Source organism: Thauera sp. SDU_THAU2 (assembly GCF_038260575.1).
Classification (GTDB): Bacteria; Pseudomonadota; Gammaproteobacteria; order Burkholderiales; family Rhodocyclaceae; genus Thauera.
In genome coordinates this window covers 1,624,043-1,643,280 of sequence record NZ_JBBWUN010000003.1, presented here as the reverse complement: position 1 = coordinate 1,643,280, position 19,238 = coordinate 1,624,043, and the positions used below count along the sequence as shown (strand labels likewise).

The following is a 19,238-nucleotide window of genomic DNA, read 5'->3' as shown; positions in this document are numbered from 1 at the left end:
TTCCGCTCGGCCTGAGCCGTGCGGCAGCGGCAGGCCGGTCGATGTCCCGACCGGCCTCGATGGACGCATTCATGGAGACGCAGATGAAGGCAACGCACGGTTTTCCGCGTACCCGGCAACGGGCCTGCACCCTCGGCCTGCTGGCCGCGGCATTCGCCCCCCACGCCCTGGCGCAAGACGAGAGCCCCCCCACGACGGCGGCCGAGCTGCCGGAAGTACGGGTGACGGCGACCCGCATCGACTCGGACATCGACAGCATCGCCGGCACCGTGACGGTGATCGACAGCGAACACATCCAGCGCAACCAGGCCCACGACCTCGAAAGCCTGTTCCGCTACGAACCCGGCGTGTCGGTGCGCGTGGCGCCCTATCGCCCCGGCGCCGCCCTCGGCACCACCGGCCGCGCCGGCAACGAAGGCATCAACATCCGCGGCATGGAAGGCAACCGCGTGCTGCTGCAGACCGACGGCGTGCGCCTGCCGGCCAGCTTCACCCACGGCGCCCAGTTCTCCGGGCGCGGCGACTACCTGGACGTGGAAGGCTACAGGACGGTGGACGTGATGCGCGGCCCCGCCTCCACGCTGTACGGCAGCGACGGCCTGGGCGGCGCGGTGTCCTTCCGCACCAAGGACGTGGACGACCTGCTCACGCTGGGCAAATCGCAGGAATTCGGCCTGAAGGCCGGCTACGCTTCGGTCAACGACGGCTGGCTGCTGTCGCCCTCGTTCGCCGCGCGCGGCGAACGATTCGAAGGCATGGTGCTGGGCGCTTTCCGCAGCTACGGCGAACCCGGGAACATGGGCGGCAATTCCGCCCGGGACGCCAGCCGCGACAAACCCAACCCGCAGGACAACGATTCGTCCTATCTGCTCGCCAAGCTGGGCTGGCAGGCCGACGCCCGCCACCGTTTCGGCCTCACTTACGAACGCCTGCGCCGCGACATCGACGGCGACGTGTATAGCGGGCGCACCGCCACGGTATCGGATCTCGGCACCCGCGACCGTGTCGAACGGGACCTGCTGCGCCTGAACTGGCGCTTCGACGACGCCAGCCACCGCTGGGTGCAGAACGCGCGCGTCAGCGTGCACTACCAGGACAGCAGCAACCGCCAGTTCTCCGACGAGCGCCGCCCCACGCTGGGCGACCGCACGCGCGACGCCTGGTACGAAGAGCGCCTGCTCGGCCTCAGCGCCCAGTTCGAAAGCCGGATCGGCGACCGCCACCGGCTGAGCTACGGCATCGACATCGACCAGATGGAGATCACCAACCTGCGCAACGGCACACCGGCTGCCGGCACCTTCCCCGAGAAGGCCTTCCCCGACACCGACTACCGCATCATCGGCGCCTTCGTCCAGGACGAGATCACTGCCGGCAGCCTGCTGATCATTCCCGGCCTGCGCGTGGACCACTTCGTGCTCGACCCGAAGCGCAACGATCCGCTGTACAAGGGCCTGAGCCCGGAGAAACTGTCCGACACCGAGCTGTCGCCCAAGCTCGGGCTGATCTGGCAAGCCCATCCGGCGCTGATGCCCTATGCGCAGTATGCGCACGGCTTCCGTGCGCCCACGCCGTACGACGTGAACAACGGCTTCGTCAATCTCAGCAGCCCCTTCTTCGCCTATCAGACCATCAGCAATCCCGACCTGAAGCCGGAAACCAGCCGCTCGGTGGAAATCGGCCTGCGCGGCCGAGTCCAGGGCCTGGCCTACGCCCTCAGCCTGTACCGCAACATCTACCGCGACTTCATCGAGAACGCCACCGTCGGCGGCACGGGCATACCCTCGGACCCGCTCATCTACCAGTACGTCAACCGTTCGCGGGCCCGCATCCACGGCTTCGAACTGAGCACCGAGTGGGCGATCGACAGGCACTGGACGCTCGCTGCGAGCTATGCCCGCAGCCAGGGCAAGAGCCGGCAGGACGACGACTGGGTGGCGCTCGAAACCATCGACCCGGCCAGGGCGGTGATCGGCCTGCAATACGCCGAACCCGGCCGCTACGCCCTCGAAGCCGTGCTGACCGCCGTCGAACGCAAGAAGCGCGCACACGACGACACTGCCTACCGCCCCTCGGGCTTCGCCGTGCTCGATCTCACCGGCCACTACCAGTTGAACCGCCATGCACGCATCGACGTCGGCCTGTTCAACGTCTTCGACCGCAAGTATTTCCACTGGGCCGACACCCGCTCGCTGAGCTCGACGAGCAGCGTCATCGACGCCTACAGCCAGCCCGGACGCAACTTTGCCGCCAGCTTCAGCTATCGCTTCTGACCCGCTGCCCCCGCTTCGGCGGGGGACACTGACACCAACGCCCAGCACGCGCCGGACAGGGCAACGTCCGGAGGCATGGCGTACCGCGCATGGTCACCAATGCGGGAAGTTGCGGTGTGCGGCTTGTGTCTCATCAAACGCCAGCCTGTATATCCTCCCGTCACCGGTCAAGTGCTTCCCTGGCACGGCGCAGTTCGTCGCGTGCCTCGGCAAGCTTGGCCTCGCGCTCGGCGATCTTGTCCGCGCCCTTACCTTCCGCGTGTGCCTCAGCCAGTTCGCGCTGGCGCTCGGCGACTTTCTCCGCTGCCTCGGCAGCATCTCTCTCACGCGCCTGCAGCAGCGCGCTCCGGCGTGCAGTTGGCCTCCACCGCAGCAAGCGCTCTTTCCAGCCCTGCCAGGCGGTCGCGGTTGCCATGCGCACGGGCATGCTCCATCTGGCTTTCGATCTCACGGCTCTTTTCCAGGCATGGATCGCTCTCCGCTGCGATCGATGTCGCAGGTGCGAAAGCAGCGATAACGACCAGCAGCATCGGGATGGTTTTTCGTTTCATGGCTTCATTTCCTGTGTCAGGCTCGAGTTTGGAATCGTCGCATGCAAACCTGCGGATCGGGAACGAACACCTTGCCCCGCAAGTTGGCACATCTGTATCAAATGCCCATAAAATGATAAGAATTATCATTAACAAATCGTCCGGTGCCCCTCACGTGTCGTCCCCAAGCCCCTCCGTTGCCGAAGCCCTCACGCACTACCGTGAACTGCGCCGCTTCCTGACCCGCAAGCTCGGCAACGGCACCGACGCCGACGACATTGCCCAGAGCAGCTTCGAACAGCTCCTGCTCAGCGTGCAGCGCAAGCTCGACGTCGCCATCGAGTCGCCGCGCGCCCTGCTGTTCCGCATCGCCCACAACCTCTGCATCGACCACCATCGCCGCCAGCAGACTGCCAGCAACTGGGCAACGCAACATGGCGCGGCCCAGGCTCGCCAGGCCGCGCCCGCAGCCGACTACGTGGTCGCCCAGCGCCAAGTCATAGAGCGGGTCGTTGCTCAACTGATGAGCCTGCCGCGGGTTCGGCGCGAGGTGTTCATCCTGTTCCGCGCCTATGGCATGAGCCGGGCCGAAATCGCCGCCCAGCTCGGCATCCAGGAAAGCACCGTGGCCAAGCACGTGGTTCGCGCCGCGCTCGACTGCAGCCGTGTCTTCGCCGAACTGCAGGCAGAACTGCTGGAGCATGTCGAGCCGGCCGGCGGCTATGTGGACTTCGATCAGCAGCCATCGGGGCGGGACGCCTGATGCATGCCCGTGCGGACGAACGCCTGGTCGAGAAAGCGCTGCGCCTGATCGCCAAGGCCGCGGTGGAGCGGCCCGATGCGGCGGCCCGCGCCGAAGCCGAGCTTGCACGCTGGCGGGTCCGCTCTCCGGCCAATGCCGCAGCGGCAAGCGAAGCCTGGCAACGCTGGCAGATGCTCGGCAACCTGGCGCCCGAGCTGCGGGAACACTTCGCCCCGGCGACCTCGGGAAATCCCTCGCCGCGCCGGCGCCAGATGCTCGCCTTGTTGCTGACTGGAGGCGGCGCCGGCGTTTTCGGCGGCGGCGCCTGGCTGTACCGGCAGCAGACCGTGCAATTCGCCCGGCAATACCGCAGCGACGGCTTCGACACCTTGCTTGCCGAACTGCCCGATGGCCCGGACGGCACCCCCGGCAGCCGACTCCAGCTTGCGCCCGGCACCGTGCTCCACGCCAGCTTCAGCCGTGCTGCGCGCCATGTCGAACTGGCCGGAGGCGAAGCGTATTTCGCCCTTGCCCGCGACGCTGGCCGTCCTTTCCGCATCGACACGCCGGCGGGCCGCATCGAAGTGCTCGGCACCGCCTTCAACGTCGCTGCCCGAGGTGGAGTGCTGGAGATCGCCGTCGAGCACGGCCACGTCCGCTTCACGCCGCGTGCTGAAGGCCTTGCCCGGCTGCCCATGTTCGGCCCGCCGGCCATCGACTTGCGCGGCGGCGAGGCGCTGAAGGTGAGCAATGGCCGTCCCGAAACCATCCGTCCGATCCGGCCCGAGCAGGTCGCTGCCTGGCGCGACGGCTGGCTGCTCTTCGACGACGTGCCGCTGGCCGATGCCTTGCCCGCCATCAACGCCTACCGCCGGCAGCCCATCGTGCTCGCCGACGCCCGCACCGCCGCGCTGCGCCTGAGCGGCCGCTTCCGCGCCGAGGATCAGCGCAGCCTCGTCCAGGCGCTGCCCGCCATCCTCCCGCTGCGTGCGGAAGTGCTCGACGATGGCAGCATCCGTCTGGCGGCACGCTGACCCCGAAACGCAGCGACGAATCGAAAATCGCTTCGCCCCTGTCTCCGTTTTTCTCTCCCGAACGTCTCCTGCCCTGAAGCGCGCTTCCTGGTCGAAGCACGCATGTCCACGAACAGGAGCCGACATGTCGTATCGCAAGCCGAGCAGCTTCCGCCTGCTGCCCATCACCGCTGCTCTGTGCGGCACTTTTGCCTTCGTCATCGAGCCAGCGCCGGCTCTGGCCCAGCACGCCGTGCAAGAGGCGGCACGAGGCTTCGACGTCGAACTGGCTGCCCAACCGCTGGGCAGCGCGCTGAACGAACTCTCGCGCCAGACCGGCGTACAGATCTTCGCCGACGGCGCATTGCTCGGCGGCCGCCAGGCGCCCGCAGTCTCCGGCCGGATGAACGTCGAGCAGGCCCTGAGCCGCCTCCTCGCCGGCAGCGGCCTGAGTGCCCGGACCAGTGGCGGTAACGGTTTCGCCATCACGCCGACCCCGGAAGCACCCACGCGGGAAGCAGTGCTGCCTGCCGTCACCATCTCCGGCAAGGCATTCGGCTCCACCACCGAAGGCACCGGCTCCTACACCACCTGGTCCACCAGCAGCTCCACGCGGTTGAACCTGACGCCGCAGGAAACCCCGCAGGCGGTCACGGTGCTGACCCGGCAGCGGCTGGAGGATCAGCGGCTGGACACCCTGGTCGACGTACTCAACGCCACGGCTGGCATCTTCGTCCAGCAAAACACGGTCGGGCAGGATAGCCCCAACATCTATGCGCGCGGTTCCAGCGTGGGCAACTTCCAGATCGACGGCGTGCCGACCTCCACCAGCATGAGTCCCTTCCTCGCCAATACGGCCGCCTACGACCGCGTGGAAGTGGTGCGCGGCGCCACGGGGGTCATGAACGGCCTCGGCACGCCGGCGGCCACGGTCAACCTGATCCGCAAGCGGCCGACCGCCGACACGCGGCGCACGCTCACGCTGCAGGCCGGCAGTTGGGACCGCCATGGCGCCGGGGCCGACGTATCCGGCGCCATGAACGAAAGCGGCACGGCGCGCCTGCGCCTGGTCGGCGACTACAAGCAACAGGGCGCCTGGGTGGATCGCTTCAAACAGGAGAGCCTCGCACTCTACGGCATCGGCGAGTTCGACCTGAGCGAACACACGCTGCTCACCGTCGGCTTCAACCATCTGCGGCAAGATACCGACTCCGCCATCGTCAGCCGGCCACTCTATTTCAGCAATGGCCAGCGCATCCCGCTGTCGCGCTCGGGCAATACCAGCCAGAAGTGGCGCTACTACAAACACGACATGGATGGCATCTTCGCCTCGCTGGAGCACCGCTTCGGCGCCGGGTGGGTCGGCAAGGTGGAGTACAGCCATACTCGCTATGACTACGATGGCCTGCTCGCGAGCTTCCTCGGCGAGGCCGACCCGGCAACCGGCGCTGGCATGACGGTGCGCCCGAACCGCTGGAAACACCAACACAAGCAGGACAACGTCGATGCCTATGTTTCCGGCGTGTTTCCACTGTTCGGCCGCGACCACGAGTTGATTGCCGGCGTCACGCTGTCGAAACTGAAGTCGGAAGGCCCGGCCTACACCCTGGATGCGGGCTACCCTGTTTCGACCACCGTCCATGAGTGGGCGAATGCACCGGCTCCGACGTTTGAAAAGACCGGCAGCTCCCGTGGAGAAGAGCGCAACTACGGCGCATTCGTCAACGCCCGCTTCACGCTCAGCGATGCCACCAGCGTGCTGCTGGGCGGGCGCACGACCCGCTGGACGCGCGATTACGACGAAACCACCGTGCTGTGGGGAGATTACGCCACCCGCGAGCGCAAGAGCACCTTCGTCCCGTATGCCGGCATCGTGCATGCGCTGAACGGCACCTGGTCGGTCTATGCCAGCTACACCAAGATATTTCGCCCGCAGGATTCCTGGCTCAGCGACTACATCCCCACGGCGCTGAAACCGGAGGAAGGGGTCAGCTACGAGGCGGGGGTCAAGGCCGGTTTCCATGACGGGCGCCTGACGGCCAGCCTGTCGGTATTCCGCAACGAAGTGACAACCTTGCCGTCTGGAACAATGACGCGTTCACCTACGACCTGCTGGGCAATACCCGCGCTCGTGGGGTCGAACTGGAGTTCAACGGCGAACTGGCGCCGGACTGGCAGCTTTCGGCAGGCTACACCTATGCGACCACCGAAGATGGCGACGGCGAACGCGTGCTCACCTACGTTCCCCGGCAGACACTGAAGCTGTTCACCAGCTACCGCCTGCCCGGCGCATGGGAGAAACTCACGCTGGGCGGCGGCATCCAATGGCAGAACGCCACGACCAGCGGCAGCGGGATCAACCATGAACAAGGCAGTTTCGCCCTGGTCAGCCTGATGGCGCGCTACCAGATCGACCGAACCCTGTCCGTTTCCCTCAACCTGAACAATGCGCTGGACAAGCACTACTTCAGCAGTATTACGAGCAACAACGGCACTTACGGCGCCCCGCGCAACTTCATGGCCTCGCTGAGGTACAGTTTCTGACCCACCAGCCGGACCCAGCACACCGGCGCGGTGCCGAGCCGCTCCGGTGTTCAGTGCCTCGGCACGACCTTCACAGACAACTGAAAGGAACCGTAGTGACATCTCATTGGATGTCACTAATGATCAACGGCAGGCATGGCATCATGCGTTCGACTCGACGCTCGTTCACGCTGCACCGCAGCGCGCCTTACAATTCCGCCTTTACCTGACGGCGCGCCCATCATGTTCCTGTCCGCCCTACCCATCTATCCCGTCGCCGGCATCCGCGAAATCGAAGGCAAGCTCATCCCCAGCGCGCGGCCGCCGCTGATGGAGCGAGCCGGCCGCGCCGCCGCGGAAGACGCGGTCCGCCTGATCATGGACCGCCCGGGGCCGATCCTGATCGCCTGCGGGCCGGGCAACAACGGCGGTGACGGTTTCGTCATGGCCCGCCAACTGGCCCAGGCCGGGCGCGAAGTGCAGGTCGCCTTCGCCGCCGACGCCCAGAATCTGCCCGCCGAAGCCGCCAAGGCTTACGCGGACTATCTCGCGGCGGGCGGCCAGATCATTTCCGACCTGCCGGCGGCGCCGGCTCAGGGCTGGGCGCTGGTGGTGGATGCCATCTTCGGCATCGGCCTCAAGCGCAGCATCGAAGGCCGTTACGCGGGCTGGATCCAGACCCTCAACGCCCAGCCGTCGCCGCGCATGGCGCTCGACGTGCCCAGCGGCCTCGATGCCGACACCGGCCAGCCGCTCGGCACGACCTTCCGCGCCACCCACACGACCACCTTCATTTCGCTCAAGCCCGGCCTGCTGACCAACGACGGCCCCGACTACTGCGGCGACATCAGCGTGCAGCGGCTGGACATCGACGCGCCGGCCTGGCTGCCCGCCGCCGGCCATGCGATCACGCCCGCGCTGTTCCGCAGCCTGCTGGTGCGCCGGCCGCGCAACAGCCACAAGGGCCTGTACGGTGATGCCGGCATCCTCGGCGGCAATGCCGGCATGGTCGGCGCGGCGCTGCTGGCCGGGCGTGCGGCGCAATGGCTGGGCACCGGCCGGGTCTATGTCGGCCTGCTCGACCCCAACGGCCCGGCGGTCGACTTCTCGCACCCCGAACTCATGCTGCGCCGCGCCGCGCAACTACCCGAGCGCTTGAGCGCGCTGGCCGTGGGGCCGGGCCTGGGCACCGATACCAACGCTGCCGCGCAGTTGGCCACCGCCCTCGCCCACGACATTCCGCTGGTGCTGGACGCCGACGCACTGAACCTGATCGGCACCGACACCGCGCTGCAGAACCAGCTTGCCGCACGCAGGATGCCGACCGTGCTGACGCCGCATCCGGCCGAAGCCGGCCGCATGCTGGGCATCGGCACCGCGGCCGTCCAGTCCGACCGCCTGCAGGCTGCGCTCGACATCGCCCGCCGCTACAATGCGCTGACCGTGCTGAAAGGCTGCGGCTCGATCATCGCCGCGCCCGACGGGCGCTGGTTCATCAACACCAGCGGCCACCCCGGCATGGCCAGCGCCGGCATGGGCGACGTGCTCACCGGCCTCGTCGCCGGCCTGCTCGCCCAGGGCTGGCCCGCCGAATCGGCACTGATCGCGGCCGTCCACCTGCATGGCGCCGCGGCGGATCGCCTGGCACGCGAAGGCACCGGCCCGATCGGCCTGAGCGCCGGCGAAACCATCGTCGCCGCCCGCGGCGTCTTCAACGGCTGGCTCATCGAAGCGCAGCAGGATGCAAACCGCGACGGCCAGCGCGACTCCCGCCCGTTGATCACGCTGGGCAAGCATTGATCCCGGGGCCGCCCCCCGGTCTGTCCGCAGCGGGCGCGATGCTAGAATCGCGCCTCCTGCCACCTGTCCGCTCACCCTCATGCTCTCTGAACAGCTTCGCGTCGAAATCCAGCGCAACATCGCCGCCTCCCTGGCCGAAGACATCGGCACCGGCGACCTGACGGCGCGCCTGATCGCGCCCGACACCGAGGCCCGCGGCCGCGTCATCACCCGCGAGGACGCGGTGATCTGCGGCACCGCCTGGTTCGACGCCGCCTTCGCCGCGCTCAGCCCGGCGGCGGTGGTCGACTGGCACGTCCACGACGGCGACGTAGTCAAGGCCGGCGACGTGCTGTGCGACATCATCGCCCGCGCACGGGTACTGCTGACCGCCGAGCGCACGGCGCTGAACTTCCTGCAACTGCTGTCCGGCACCGCCACGGTGACACGCCGCTTCGTCGATGCCGTCGCCGGCACCAAGGCCAGGATCGTCGACACCCGCAAGACGCTGCCCGGCCTGCGCCTGGCACAGAAGTACGCGGTCGCGATCGGCGGCGGCACCAACCACCGCGTCGGCCTCTACGACGGCATCCTGATCAAGGAGAACCACATCATCGCCGCCGGCGGCATCCGTGAAGTGGTCGAGCAGGCGCGCCTCATCGCGCCGTCCAACGTCTTCATCGAAGTCGAGGTCGAGAACCTCGACGAACTGAAGGAAGCGCTGGATGCGGGCGTGAAGATGGTGCTGCTCGACAACATGAGCCTGGACGACATGCGCGAAGCCGTCGCGATCAACGCCAGCCGCGCCGCTGCCGACCGCGCCGAACTCGAAGCTTCCGGCGGCGTCAGCCTGGAGCGGGTGCGCGCCATCGCCGAAACCGGCGTCGACCGCATCTCGATCGGCACCCTGACCAAGGACGTGCGCGCGCTCGACCTGTCGCTGCGCCACGTCGAGGCCCAGGCCTGAGCGCCGCCCGATGGCCGACGGCGCCAGCGCTTCCCTGCCGCCCTGGCCGATGGTGCCGGCCTGCTACGGCTGGCTGTCGCTCGACGCCCGCGGCCGCTGGCGGCTGAAAGGCGAAACGATCTCCCATCCCGGGCTGATCGCTTTCCTGAACGCCCATTACACCCATGACGCAGAAGGCCGCTGGCTGGTGAACAACGGCCCACAACGAGTGTATGTCGCGCTGGAAAGCGCACCCTGGGTGCTGCGCCTGCAGCCTGACGGCAGCTTCGTCACCCACACCGGGCGCAGCGTCACGGCGATCGGCCCGCTGCTGCTCGACGCCGAAGGACGGTTGTTCCTCGCCACCGACGCCGGCCCCGCCGCGCTGGACGACCGCGACCTGGCGATGCTGCTGGCCGAGGTCCTCGATCCGGCAGGCGGCACCGCCGACGAAGAAGCCTTGTCGGCGCTGATGTCGGGCGCATCCACGCTGGACGCCGCCGCGCCCCGACTGCAATGGAAGGGCCTGGAGCTTCAGGCGCTGGCAGCCGCCGACCAGCAGACAGCTGCCGCCCGCCTCGGCTTCATCCGGAATCCGCAGCCCGAATCGGCTTGAAGCCTGCCCGGTACCGGCTGCGGCCCGAACACCGCGGAGCCAGGGCTCCGCGGCACCGGCCGCCTCAGACGCGCGCGGTGATGAAACGCTTCACCGCATCCACGTCCGGCGCCATCACCTCGACGCGCTGCGGCAGCTTCTCGATGCCTTCGAGGTCGGCCGGGCGCTCGGGCTCGCGGCCCAGCGCCTCGACGATGGTTTCGGCGAACTTGACCGGCAGCGCGGTTTCCAGCACCAGCACCGGCACGCCGGCCGGCACTTCGGCGGCACGCTCCCAGGCCACCTTGACGGCATCGGCGGTGTGGGTGTCGATCATCACGCCGTACTGCTCGTAAACCTTGCGGATGGTCGCCAGGCGGTCGGCGTGGCTGCTGGCGCCCGAGATGAAGCCGAAGTCGCCGATGCGGGCGAATTCGGCCGAGGCCGACAGATCGAAGGGACGGCCGGCATCGACTTCCGTCCACAGCGCGGCGACCTTCTGCGGCTCGCGCCCGACCAGGTCGAAGACGAAGCGCTCGAAGTTGGAGGCCTTGGAGATGTCCATCGACGGGCTGGAGGTGACGTGGGTCTCGGCGGCCTTGCGCGGGCGGTAGACGCCGGTGCGGAAGAATTCGTCGAGCACGTCGTTCTCGTTGGTGGCGAGGATCAGCTTCGCCACCGGCAGGCCCATCTGGCGGGCGATGTGGCCGGCGCAGATGTTGCCGAAGTTGCCCGAGGGCACGCAGAACGCGACCTGCTCGTCATTGCTCTTCGTCGCGGCGAAATAGCCCTTGAAGTAATAGACGATCTGCGCCGCGACACGCGCCCAGTTGATCGAATTGACCGCACCGATCTTGTGCTTCGCCTTGAAGGCATGGTCGTTCGACACCGCCTTCACGATGTCCTGGGCGTCGTCGAACATACCGGTGACGGCGATGTTGAAGATGTTGTCGTCCTGCAGCGAATACATCTGCGCGCGCTGGAAGGCGCTCATCTTGCCGTGCGGCGACAGCATGAACACGCGTACACCGCGCTTGCCGCGCATCGCGTATTCCGCCGCCGAGCCGGTGTCGCCCGAGGTCGCACCGAGGATGTTGATCGTCTCGCCGCGCTTGGCCAGCACGTACTCGAACAGGTTGCCGAGCAACTGCATCGCCATGTCCTTGAAGGCCAGCGTCGGGCCGTTGGACAGCTCCAATAGACCGAGGGGACGAGAATGAGTGCCCTCCTCCAGCCAATGCACCGGCGTGATGTCGCCGGCCTTGTCGCCCTCGCGCACGTGGCAGTAGACCTCGGCGGTGTAGGTCTTGTCGCAGATCGCCTTCAGGTCGGCCGGCGGGATGTCGGTGACGAACTTCGACAGGATGGCGAAAGCCAGCTCGGCGTAGGAGAGATTGCGCCAGGCATCGAGTTCGGCGCGCGTCACCCGGGGATAGGTCTCGGGCAGGTACAGCCCGCCATCGGGTGCGAGGCCGCCGAGCAGGATGTCGCAGAACTCGGGGTTGGCGGACTGGCCGGCGTGGCCTCGGGTGGAGATGTATTTCACGGAGGAGATCCTCGGAGACTGGGCTGGAATCGGGTCGGACGAAGCGTCCGGATGCAAATGTGCGATTTTAACGAATGCCGCGGCAGCCGACATACCGTTCCATGGTCTGCAGGCGGCTACAATTCCTGCGCCTCACGACAAAAACCGGAGAACACCATGAGTTTCGGCAACATCATCGGCCAGATCCTGCAGCAAGGCATGGCCAGCCAGAGCCGTTCGCGGCTGGATCACACCCTCGGCTCGTCCGGGCTGGGCGGCGTCGGCGGCCTGGGCGACCTGCTCGGCACGGTTCTGGGCGCGGGCGGCGGTGGCCGCGGCGCGGCGGGCGGCGGACTGGCGGACGTGCTGGGCAGCGTGCTTGGCGGTGGCCAGGGCGCAGCGCGGGGCGGTGCCGGCAACCTGGGCGATCTGCTCGGCGGCCTGCTGGGTGGCGGCTCGGCCGGCCGGGGCGGCGCCGGCGGCGGTCTTGGCGACGTGCTCGGTGGCATGCTGGGCGGTGGTAACCGCGGTGGTGCCAGCCGTGCCGGTTCGAGCAACCCGCTCGGCGGTACCGGCATGGCCATCCTCGCCACGCTGGCGATGGCGGCACTGAAGAACTGGCAGGGTTCGCGTTCGGCAGCCGCTGGCCTCACGGCCGACGTGGCCGCGCCCTCCCAGGCCGAAGCGGCCATGGTCGCGACGATGACTTCGCCCGAAACCGAACAGCTCGTGCTGCGCGCAATGATTTCGGCGGCCAAGGCCGATGGCGAGGTGGACGAGAGCGAGATCCAGCGCATCGTCGGCAAGATCAGCGAAGACGGCGTCACTGCGGAGGAAAACAGTATGTCGCCGCCGAACTGCACCGCCCGCTGGACCTGGAGGCCTTGATCGCAGCCGTGCCCAACCAGGCGGTCGCGGCACAGGTCTACGGCGCATCGCTGCTAGCCATCGACGTCGACACCGAGGCCGAAGTGGCCTATCTGCGCCAGCTCGCACGCGGGCTGGGGCTGGATGCCGAAACCGTCGGCCGCCTGCACCAGCTCACCGGCGTGCAGGTCTGACCCGGGCCTGCACCAGGCAAAGACCCGCCAACGCGTCACATGAGGGCATCGGCCGACGCTGGCCGATGCCCTCATCGCCTTCTGGAACAAGCACTTGCTCGCCATGCTGCGAACCATCGAATCCATCGTCCGCTTCGTGCCGGACATCGAAGCCGCCGCGGCATGGTATGCGGAGCTGCTGGGCTGCGAGCTTCGCCGCGAAAACCCGCAGTACGCATTCATTCATGCGAACGGTGTCACCATCGGCTTCCATCCGGCTGACTCGAAATGTCCGGGCGGCATCGGCGGCACCACCGTGTACTGGGAAGTCCCGGACATCGAGGCCGCAATCCGCCAGTTGGAGCACAGGGGCGCCGTCATGCACCGCGGCCCGATCACCACCGACTTCGGTGCCCGCGCTGCGATACTGCTCGATCCCTTCGGCTGCACCATCGGCCTCAACCAGGGCAGCGCCCGCTCGCGCGCCCTGATCCGAGGCGACTGAACGGCCGTGCGCCTCAGTCGGTTTCGAGCCGGAAGCCGATCTTCAGCGTGACCTGGAAATGCGCGACCTTGCCATCGACGACATGGCCGCGGGTTTCCACCACTTCGAACCAGTCGATGTGGCGGACGGACCTGCGCCGCGGCCTCGATGGCATTGCGAATGGCGGCATCGGTGCCGTCGCTGGACGAACCGACGACTTCGACGAGCTTATAGACGTGATCGGACATGTCTGCCTCCTGTTGTTGAACCGATATCCTTCAAGCAGCTTTCTCAGTCCCTCTCTTCGCCGTCACGCTCCTGACGCGCCTCGAAGCCCCGCACCGAGGAGCGATAGGCACGAACACCGAGCACGGCGACCGCAACGAGAATGCCGATGAAGACGATGAGCTTGAATGCCATGAAAGCCGATCCTGTTTGCCGCCGGCACGCCCCTCGCGCCGGACGGCTGCCGCGCATACGCCCAGTGTAGCCGCGAGTCCGCGTCGGCGCTCGCCGCACGCCCCCGCTTTCAGCCGGCATTCGCCTCCAGCCAGGCCGCCCTTTCGAGCCAGCGGCTGGCCTTGTCCGCAGCAAGTCCGGGCGCCGCCGCGATGCGGCGCAGTGCCGCAGGGTCGGGCCGGTGCGCAATCACGGTGTCCCAGTATTCGGCCAGCGTCAGCCAGGGGTTGGGCCGTTCCAGCAGTTCGATGCCATCGCCGGCGCGCAGGCGGCCTTCGCGCAGCACCCGGTAGTACCAGCCGGTGACGCCCGCGGCCTCGACGAAGCGCGAGGCGTCCTTCACTTTCAGCCGCAGGTCGATCTTCCAGCACGGCGAGCGCGGCTGGCTGACCTGGACCTGCACCTCGCCGATTCGCAGCACGTCGCCGATGCAGATGTCGTGCTCGGTCAAGCCGCGCGTGCTGAGGTTCTCGCCCAGCACGCCCGGTCCGACCATCGCTGCGCATTGCGGCCATTCCTCGGCCAGCAGCGCGTAGTGCTCGGCAGGGTAATGGTGCAGCGCCTTGTCCGGCCCACCGTGGTGGCGCAGGTCGGCCTGCTCGTCTCCCGCCAGTCCGGTCGGACCCAGTTGCACCGGGCCGTCGACCGCCGACTTGAAGATTCCGCTGGCCTCGCCCTCGGGCAGCATCAGGCGCACGCGCCCGACGAAGACCTGATCGACGGTACTTTTCATCACCGCACCTGCCATTGCTTTTCCATACCCCGGGACGAAAGCCGTCAGCTTACCCGAGCTTTCCGGAGAGGAGGTCCAGACCAAGCAGCTGTATCGGTTTCTCCGCCCGGCAACAGGAAGGGACGGATCACTGAAACGAGAGTCGCTGGCCTTGCAGACGATGGAGAATACAAATGAAGAAACGGTCCGTCAGTGAAAAGCCGTGGCCGCGAGCATCGCACGCGGCCACTCGATCACTCGTCCCAATACGAACGGGATTATGGATAGAAGGGGAACAGAAGCGGCAAAAGTGCCATGCTTACGATCGTCGACACCAGAATGAGCGGCAAACCTGCTCTGGCATAATCCTTGAAAGTGTATCCCCCCGGGCCAAGAACCATGACATTAGCGGGCATACCGATCGGAGTCGCATAGGCAAGCGAACCACCGATCACGATCGCCATCAAGACAGCCCTCGGGTCGGCACCGATGGTGGTCGAGATCGACATGCCGATCGGTACCAGCAATGCTGTCGTCGCGGTGTTGGACATGAAGTTCGTCAGTCCGACGGCAAGCAGGAAGATGACGAGCATGATCACGAACATTGGAGTATCCGGACCGATCAGGTTCAGGACGGATTGAGCAGCAACCGTTCCAGCCCCTGTCGTTTCCATCGCCGTCGCCAAGGACAGGATTCCGCCGAAGAGAACGATCGTCTGGGCATCAATGGACCTGTAGGCCTGCTTTTCGCTGATGACGCCGGACACTATCAGGATGATCGCTCCGATCACGCTGGTGATATGCAGAGGTATGCCGATCTGCTTTTCGAAGACCATGCCCACTACCGTACATATCAGTATGATCAGAGAGCCGTTCTTCTTCCATTGCGGCACGGAGCTGGCGGCTTCCTGCAGGTGGCTGGCATCGGCTTCGCTGGATTTATGATTCGGCAAAAGTCCGAACCCGATCGTAGCCATGAATACAGTGCCGGCCAGCAGCATCGGAAGACCAACATAGCCATATTCAAAGAAACCGAAGCGCAGATCGATCGTCTCCAGCGCTGCCTGAGCGATCATGTTGCCGGGTGCGCCGATCAGGCTCAGGTTGCCTCCCATCGCAGCGGCAAAAACGATCGGCATCAGCAAGCGCGATCGGGCGAAACCCGATTTCGCGGCAATCCCGATCACGACAGGAATCAACACGGCAGCTGTACCGGTATTGGACAGCAGTCCCGACATGAGGCCGGTGATCAGCATGATCGCCACTATCAATTGGCGTTCCGTTTTTGCGAAACGTGTCACCAAACCGCCGATCGTACTTGCCATGCCGGTTTGAAACAGGGCGCCGCCGATAATGAACATGCCGACGAACAGGATGACGTTGCTATTGACAAAGCCTGCAAAGGCTTCCTTCGGATTCAGAACACCGGTCAATGCCAAGCCGAGGCAGACGATCATGGCCGTCACGGCAAGCGGGATCTTCTCCCACACGAACATGACAATGGCAAATACGAGGAAAAGCAAGGTTATTGTCGATGCGCTCATCGAACTCTCCCAGATATTCAATTTGTATACTGGATTGCATCGCTCCGTTGAGACGTGACTGGGGCGATGGAGGGGCATTCCATTGCCACCGCTTCGGGATGAGTGCGGACACCACCCGATGCGGTGGAGCAGCTACGCAAGCTGCGTTATCGGTCAGCCCGGCTTCCGAAAGGCCGCGCGGCCGCGATAGACGGCCTCCGCACCCAATTCGGCCTCGATGAACAAGAGGCGGTTGTATTTGGCCACGCGATCACTGCGGCATAAGGAGCCCGTCTTGATCTGAGTGGCGGCCGTGCATACCGCCAGGTCGGCAATGGTCGTATCCTCCGTCTCCCCGGAGCGATGGGAGATGACGGCGCTGTAGCCAGACGCCTCGGCCGTGGAGATGGCGGCGAGCGTCTCGCTCAGCGTGCCGATCTGATTGAGTTTGATGAGAATGGAATTAGCCACGCCGGCATCGATGCCCTGCTTCAGGATGGCCGCATTGGTCACGAACAGGTCATCGCCCACCAACTGGATTCGATCACCGAGGCGCTCGGTCAGGTTTTTCCAGCCGGCCCAGTCGTCCTCGGCCATACCATCCTCGATGGTAATGATGGGATATTGGTCCACCAGCCGCGCCAGGTAGTCGACAAAGGCGGCACGATCGAAGCTGCGCCCTTCGCCGGCCAATAGATAGCGCCCATCCCGGTAGAATTCGGAGCTCGCCAGATCGAGGCCGAGGAAGACATCCACGCCCGGTTTGTAGCCAGCGTGTTCGATGGCTTCCATGACGACCTCGAGAGCGGCCTCGTTGGACGGCAAGTCAGGCGCGAAACCGCCTTCATCGCCCACCGCAGTGGCAAGGCTGCGCGCTTTGAGGATGCCCTTCAGGGCATGGAAGACCTCCGCGCCCCAGCGCAAGGCCTCGGCAAAGCTGGGAGCGCCCACGGGCAGGATCATGAACTCCTGCACGTCCACATTGTTGCTGGCATGAGCTCCGCCATTGACGATGTTCATCATCGGTACCGGCAGATGGAGAGCAGCCTCCGGCCCATTCAGGAAACGGTAGAGAGGTTGGCCGGCCGCAGCCGCTGCCGCCTTGGCCGCGGCCAGGGACACGGCCAAGATCGCATTCGCGCCCAGGCGGGACTTGTCCGAGCTGCCGTCGAGTTCGATGAGACGGCGATCGGTTTCGGCCTGGTCAGCCGCCTCGCGGCCGAGAAGGGCGCTGCGGATCTCGCCATTCACGTGGGAAACCGCGCGAGTCACGCCCTTGCCCAGATAGCGGCGCGGATCGCCATCGCGCAGTTCCAGAGCCTCTCGAGATCCGGTTGAAGCACCTGATGGAGCAGCGGCATAACCGCGGCTGCCGTCGGCCAGCATCACCTCGGCCAACACAGTGGGATTACCGCGGGAATCGAGTATTTCGAAGCCGCGCACTTGCTGTATTACTGACATGTTGTTTCCTCCAATTATTTTTTGCTTGGAAGCCCTGCTCGAACCTGGGCCTCTGAATGGATTCAGACGATTTGCGCGATGCGTAGGAGATTGGTTGCGCCCGGAACACCGAAGGGCATCCCGGCCGCGATGACCACCGTCTGGCCAGGCTGGCCGAGGCCTTCCTTGCGCGCGGTGTCGCAGGCCAGGTCGCTCATTTCCGACACGTCGGCCACGTCATGGCAGAGCACCGCATGGACGCCCCACGCCAGCGCCAGCCGGCGTGCCGTCGCCAGCCGCGGCGTCATGCCGATCACCGGCGCCCGGGGCCGCTCCCGCGCCACACGCAGGGCCGAATAGCCGGAGCTGGTATAAGCCACGGCGGCGACCACCGGCAGCAGACCGGCGACGTAGCTCACCGCCGCGCCGATGGTTTCGGCCATATCGACCCCGTCCTGTTGAAGGGGCGCGCGCGATGCGTCGATCGCCTCCCGGTAGTGGGGATCGGCCTCGGTGCGGGCGATGATGCGGTCCATCATGCGCACCGCTTCCACCGGATACTGCCCGGAGGCCGACTCGGCGGAGAGCATCACCGCATCGGCGCCGTCGTAGATGGCGGTGGCGACATCCGAGGCCTCGGCGCGCGTCGGCACCGGCGCACCGACCATGGATTCGAGCATCTGGGTGGCCACGATCACCGGCTTGCCAGCCTTGCGGCAAGTGCGCACGATGCGCTTCTGGATCGCCGGCACCTGCTCCGGCGGCATTTCCACACCCAGATCGCCGCGCGCCACCATGATGGCGTCGCTTGCTGCGACGATGGCCTCCAGGCTGCCGATGGCGGCCGGCTTCTCCAGCTTGGCGACGATGCCCGCACGCCCCTGGACGATCGCCTTGATTTCCACGATGTCCTCCGGACGCTGCACGAAGGACAGGGCGATCCAGTCGACGCCCAGATTCAGCGCGTATTCGAGATCTTCCCGATCCTTGGCGGTCAGCGCAGAAAGGGGAAGCACCACGCCCGGCACATTGACGCCCTTGCGATCCGAGAGCCCGCCGCCCGCGATGACGCGGGTCTCGGCGAAATCAGGGCCGCAGCGCTCCACCCGCAAGCGGATGCGGCCATCGTCGAGGAGCAGTTCCGCCCCCTCTTCCAGGGCATGGAAAATTTCCGGATGCGGCAGTGCCACACGGCTCTCGTCACCTGCGCGCTCGCGCTCGAGGTCGAGCCGGAAGGTTTCGTCCTCCACTAGCCGTACCGGCCCGGCGGCGAACGTGCCCACCCGCAGCTTGGGCCCCTGGAGATCCGCCAGCACGGCGACCGGGCGGCCGATCTCGCGCTCGACGGCCCGAATCGTTTCGAAGCGTACCTTGTGGTCGGCATGGCTGCCGTGACTGAAATTGAGACGGAAGACGTCGGCCCCCGCTTCGAACAGGGCACGGATGGTGTCCCGGTCGGAGCTTGCAGGTCCGAGGGTGGCGACGAGCTTGGCATTACGTTGTCGATGCATGATCAGCCCTTCAGAAGAGTCGTGATTGCGCCATCCATCGTCGGGACGGCGCGGAATTCGGCATTCGTCCGGCGCTGCCGCCGCCCAGGCCGCAGCCTGCCGATCGCATCGGCGATGGCATGTCACATGCCCGAGCATGCAGGCGC

General features: G+C 66.3%; 15 protein-coding genes and 3 pseudogenes. 9 read left to right on the top strand and 9 right to left on the bottom strand.

The genetic code is table 11. The annotated features are described in order from the left end of the window. Positions 1-83 precede the first annotated feature (83 nt). Positions 84-2,270 carry a TonB-dependent hemoglobin/transferrin/lactoferrin family receptor gene (locus tag AAFL97_RS08975; RefSeq protein ID WP_341644614.1) on the top strand — a complete coding sequence of 729 codons (2,187 nt, stop codon included), beginning with the start codon at positions 84-86 and terminating at the stop codon, positions 2,268-2,270. A 160-nt stretch (positions 2,271-2,430) separates the two neighbouring features. On the opposite strand, the gene AAFL97_RS24605 is transcribed toward AAFL97_RS08975, so the two are convergent. Both AAFL97_RS24605 and AAFL97_RS08970 read right to left on the bottom strand, forming a co-directional pair. Next, the gene (locus AAFL97_RS24605) at positions 2,431-2,685 is read right to left on the bottom strand and encodes a DUF1090 family protein (protein WP_445954479.1); all 255 of its coding nucleotides are present in this window, start codon (positions 2,683-2,685) and stop codon (positions 2,431-2,433) included. Continuing rightward, positions 2,594-2,950, bottom strand: coding sequence for a DUF1090 family protein (locus AAFL97_RS08970; protein ID WP_341644613.1), 357 nt, complete (start codon positions 2,948-2,950; stop codon positions 2,594-2,596). Before AAFL97_RS08970 ends, AAFL97_RS24605 begins: the two co-directional genes overlap by 92 nt. 25 nt (positions 2,951-2,975) lie before the next feature. On the opposite strand from AAFL97_RS08970, the gene AAFL97_RS08965 reads away from it, so the two are divergent. From AAFL97_RS08965 to AAFL97_RS08935, 6 genes and pseudogenes are all read left to right on the top strand, one after another. Further along, the gene (locus tag AAFL97_RS08965) at positions 2,976-3,563 is read left to right on the top strand and encodes an RNA polymerase sigma factor (RefSeq protein WP_341644612.1); all 588 of its coding nucleotides are present in this window, start codon (positions 2,976-2,978) and stop codon (positions 3,561-3,563) included. Next, complete coding sequence (locus tag AAFL97_RS08960) at positions 3,563-4,576, top strand: FecR family protein (protein WP_341644611.1); 1,014 nt, start codon at positions 3,563-3,565, stop codon at positions 4,574-4,576. The genes AAFL97_RS08965 and AAFL97_RS08960 overlap by 1 nt, the downstream gene beginning before the upstream one ends. Then, a pseudogene (locus tag AAFL97_RS08955) lies at positions 4,548-7,099 on the top strand (TonB-dependent siderophore receptor). Before AAFL97_RS08960 ends, AAFL97_RS08955 begins: the two are co-directional and overlap by 29 nt. Before the next feature lie 222 nt (positions 7,100-7,321). Next, positions 7,322-8,878, top strand: coding sequence for an NAD(P)H-hydrate dehydratase (locus AAFL97_RS08945; protein ID WP_341644610.1), 1,557 nt, complete (start codon positions 7,322-7,324; stop codon positions 8,876-8,878). Between the two features lie 79 nt (positions 8,879-8,957). Next, a complete protein-coding gene (nadC, locus tag AAFL97_RS08940; RefSeq protein ID WP_341644609.1) occupies positions 8,958-9,824 on the top strand; it encodes a carboxylating nicotinate-nucleotide diphosphorylase in 867 nt (288 codons plus the stop codon). A gap of 10 nt (positions 9,825-9,834) precedes the next feature. Next, positions 9,835-10,419 (top strand): DUF2946 family protein, encoded by a 585-nt coding sequence (locus AAFL97_RS08935; RefSeq protein WP_341644608.1) that lies wholly within the window; start codon positions 9,835-9,837, stop codon positions 10,417-10,419. 64 nt (positions 10,420-10,483) lie between these two features. Here the strand turns inward: AAFL97_RS08935 and thrC are convergent, their stop codons facing one another. Next, entirely contained in the window at positions 10,484-11,944 is a 1,461-nt protein-coding gene (gene thrC / locus AAFL97_RS08930; RefSeq protein ID WP_341644607.1) for a threonine synthase, read from the bottom strand. A 51-nt stretch (positions 11,945-11,995) separates the two neighbouring features. Between thrC and AAFL97_RS08925 the strand changes: the two are divergent. Both AAFL97_RS08925 and AAFL97_RS08915 read left to right on the top strand, forming a co-directional pair. Continuing rightward, positions 11,996-12,984: pseudogene (locus tag AAFL97_RS08925) on the top strand (tellurite resistance TerB family protein). A 103-nt stretch (positions 12,985-13,087) separates the two neighbouring features. Then, complete coding sequence (locus tag AAFL97_RS08915) at positions 13,088-13,468, top strand: VOC family protein (RefSeq protein ID WP_341644604.1); 381 nt, start codon at positions 13,088-13,090, stop codon at positions 13,466-13,468. Between the two features lie 13 nt (positions 13,469-13,481). Here AAFL97_RS08915 and AAFL97_RS08910 read toward each other — a convergent pair. The 6 genes and pseudogenes from AAFL97_RS08910 to pyk all read right to left on the bottom strand — a co-directional run bounded on the left by AAFL97_RS08910 (position 13,482) and on the right by pyk (position 19,092). Beyond that, positions 13,482-13,695 (bottom strand): annotated as a pseudogene (locus AAFL97_RS08910) (dodecin). Between the two features lie 43 nt (positions 13,696-13,738). After that, positions 13,739-13,867 carry a hypothetical protein gene (locus AAFL97_RS08905; RefSeq protein WP_341644603.1) on the bottom strand — a complete coding sequence of 43 codons (129 nt, stop codon included), beginning with the start codon at positions 13,865-13,867 and terminating at the stop codon, positions 13,739-13,741. A gap of 109 nt (positions 13,868-13,976) precedes the next feature. Next, positions 13,977-14,639, bottom strand: a complete 663-nt coding sequence (locus AAFL97_RS08900) for an MOSC domain-containing protein (protein ID WP_341644602.1) — start codon at positions 14,637-14,639, stop codon at positions 13,977-13,979. A 257-nt stretch (positions 14,640-14,896) separates the two neighbouring features. Continuing rightward, complete coding sequence (locus AAFL97_RS08895) at positions 14,897-16,162, bottom strand: SLC13 family permease (RefSeq protein ID WP_341644601.1); 1,266 nt, start codon at positions 16,160-16,162, stop codon at positions 14,897-14,899. A gap of 153 nt (positions 16,163-16,315) precedes the next feature. After that, on the bottom strand, positions 16,316-17,602 hold the full coding sequence (gene eno / locus AAFL97_RS08890; protein WP_341644600.1) for a phosphopyruvate hydratase: 1,287 nt from the start codon (positions 17,600-17,602) through the stop codon (positions 16,316-16,318). Between the two features lie 62 nt (positions 17,603-17,664). Next, on the bottom strand, positions 17,665-19,092 hold the full coding sequence (gene pyk, locus AAFL97_RS08885; RefSeq protein ID WP_341647124.1) for a pyruvate kinase: 1,428 nt from the start codon (positions 19,090-19,092) through the stop codon (positions 17,665-17,667). Positions 19,093-19,238: the final 146 nt, after the last annotated feature.

What these genes read in the sequence shown, in the direction of transcription:
- AAFL97_RS08945 (WP_341644610.1), top strand. Translation starts at nt 7,322, where the DNA reads ATGTTCCTGTCCGCCCTACCCATCTATCCCGTCGCCGGCATCCGCGAA.
- AAFL97_RS08935 (WP_341644608.1), top strand. Translation starts at nt 9,835, where the DNA reads ATGGCCGACGGCGCCAGCGCTTCCCTGCCGCCCTGGCCGATGGTGCCG.
- eno (WP_341644600.1), bottom strand. Translation starts at nt 17,602, where the DNA reads ATGTCAGTAATACAGCAAGTGCGCGGCTTCGAAATACTCGATTCCCGC.
- AAFL97_RS08900 (WP_341644602.1), bottom strand. Translation starts at nt 14,639, where the DNA reads ATGAAAAGTACCGTCGATCAGGTCTTCGTCGGGCGCGTGCGCCTGATG.
- AAFL97_RS08905 (WP_341644603.1), bottom strand. Translation starts at nt 13,867, where the DNA reads ATGGCATTCAAGCTCATCGTCTTCATCGGCATTCTCGTTGCGGTCGCC.
- AAFL97_RS08915 (WP_341644604.1), top strand. Translation starts at nt 13,088, where the DNA reads ATGCTGCGAACCATCGAATCCATCGTCCGCTTCGTGCCGGACATCGAA.
- AAFL97_RS24605 (WP_445954479.1), bottom strand. Translation starts at nt 2,685, where the DNA reads ATGGCAACCGCGACCGCCTGGCAGGGCTGGAAAGAGCGCTTGCTGCGG.
- AAFL97_RS08975 (WP_341644614.1), top strand. Translation starts at nt 84, where the DNA reads ATGAAGGCAACGCACGGTTTTCCGCGTACCCGGCAACGGGCCTGCACC.
- AAFL97_RS08895 (WP_341644601.1), bottom strand. Translation starts at nt 16,162, where the DNA reads ATGAGCGCATCGACAATAACCTTGCTTTTCCTCGTATTTGCCATTGTC.
- pyk (WP_341647124.1), bottom strand. Translation starts at nt 19,092, where the DNA reads ATGCATCGACAACGTAATGCCAAGCTCGTCGCCACCCTCGGACCTGCA.
- nadC (WP_341644609.1), top strand. Translation starts at nt 8,958, where the DNA reads ATGCTCTCTGAACAGCTTCGCGTCGAAATCCAGCGCAACATCGCCGCC.
- AAFL97_RS08970 (WP_341644613.1), bottom strand. Translation starts at nt 2,950, where the DNA reads ATGATAATTCTTATCATTTTATGGGCATTTGATACAGATGTGCCAACT.
- AAFL97_RS08960 (WP_341644611.1), top strand. Translation starts at nt 3,563, where the DNA reads ATGCATGCCCGTGCGGACGAACGCCTGGTCGAGAAAGCGCTGCGCCTG.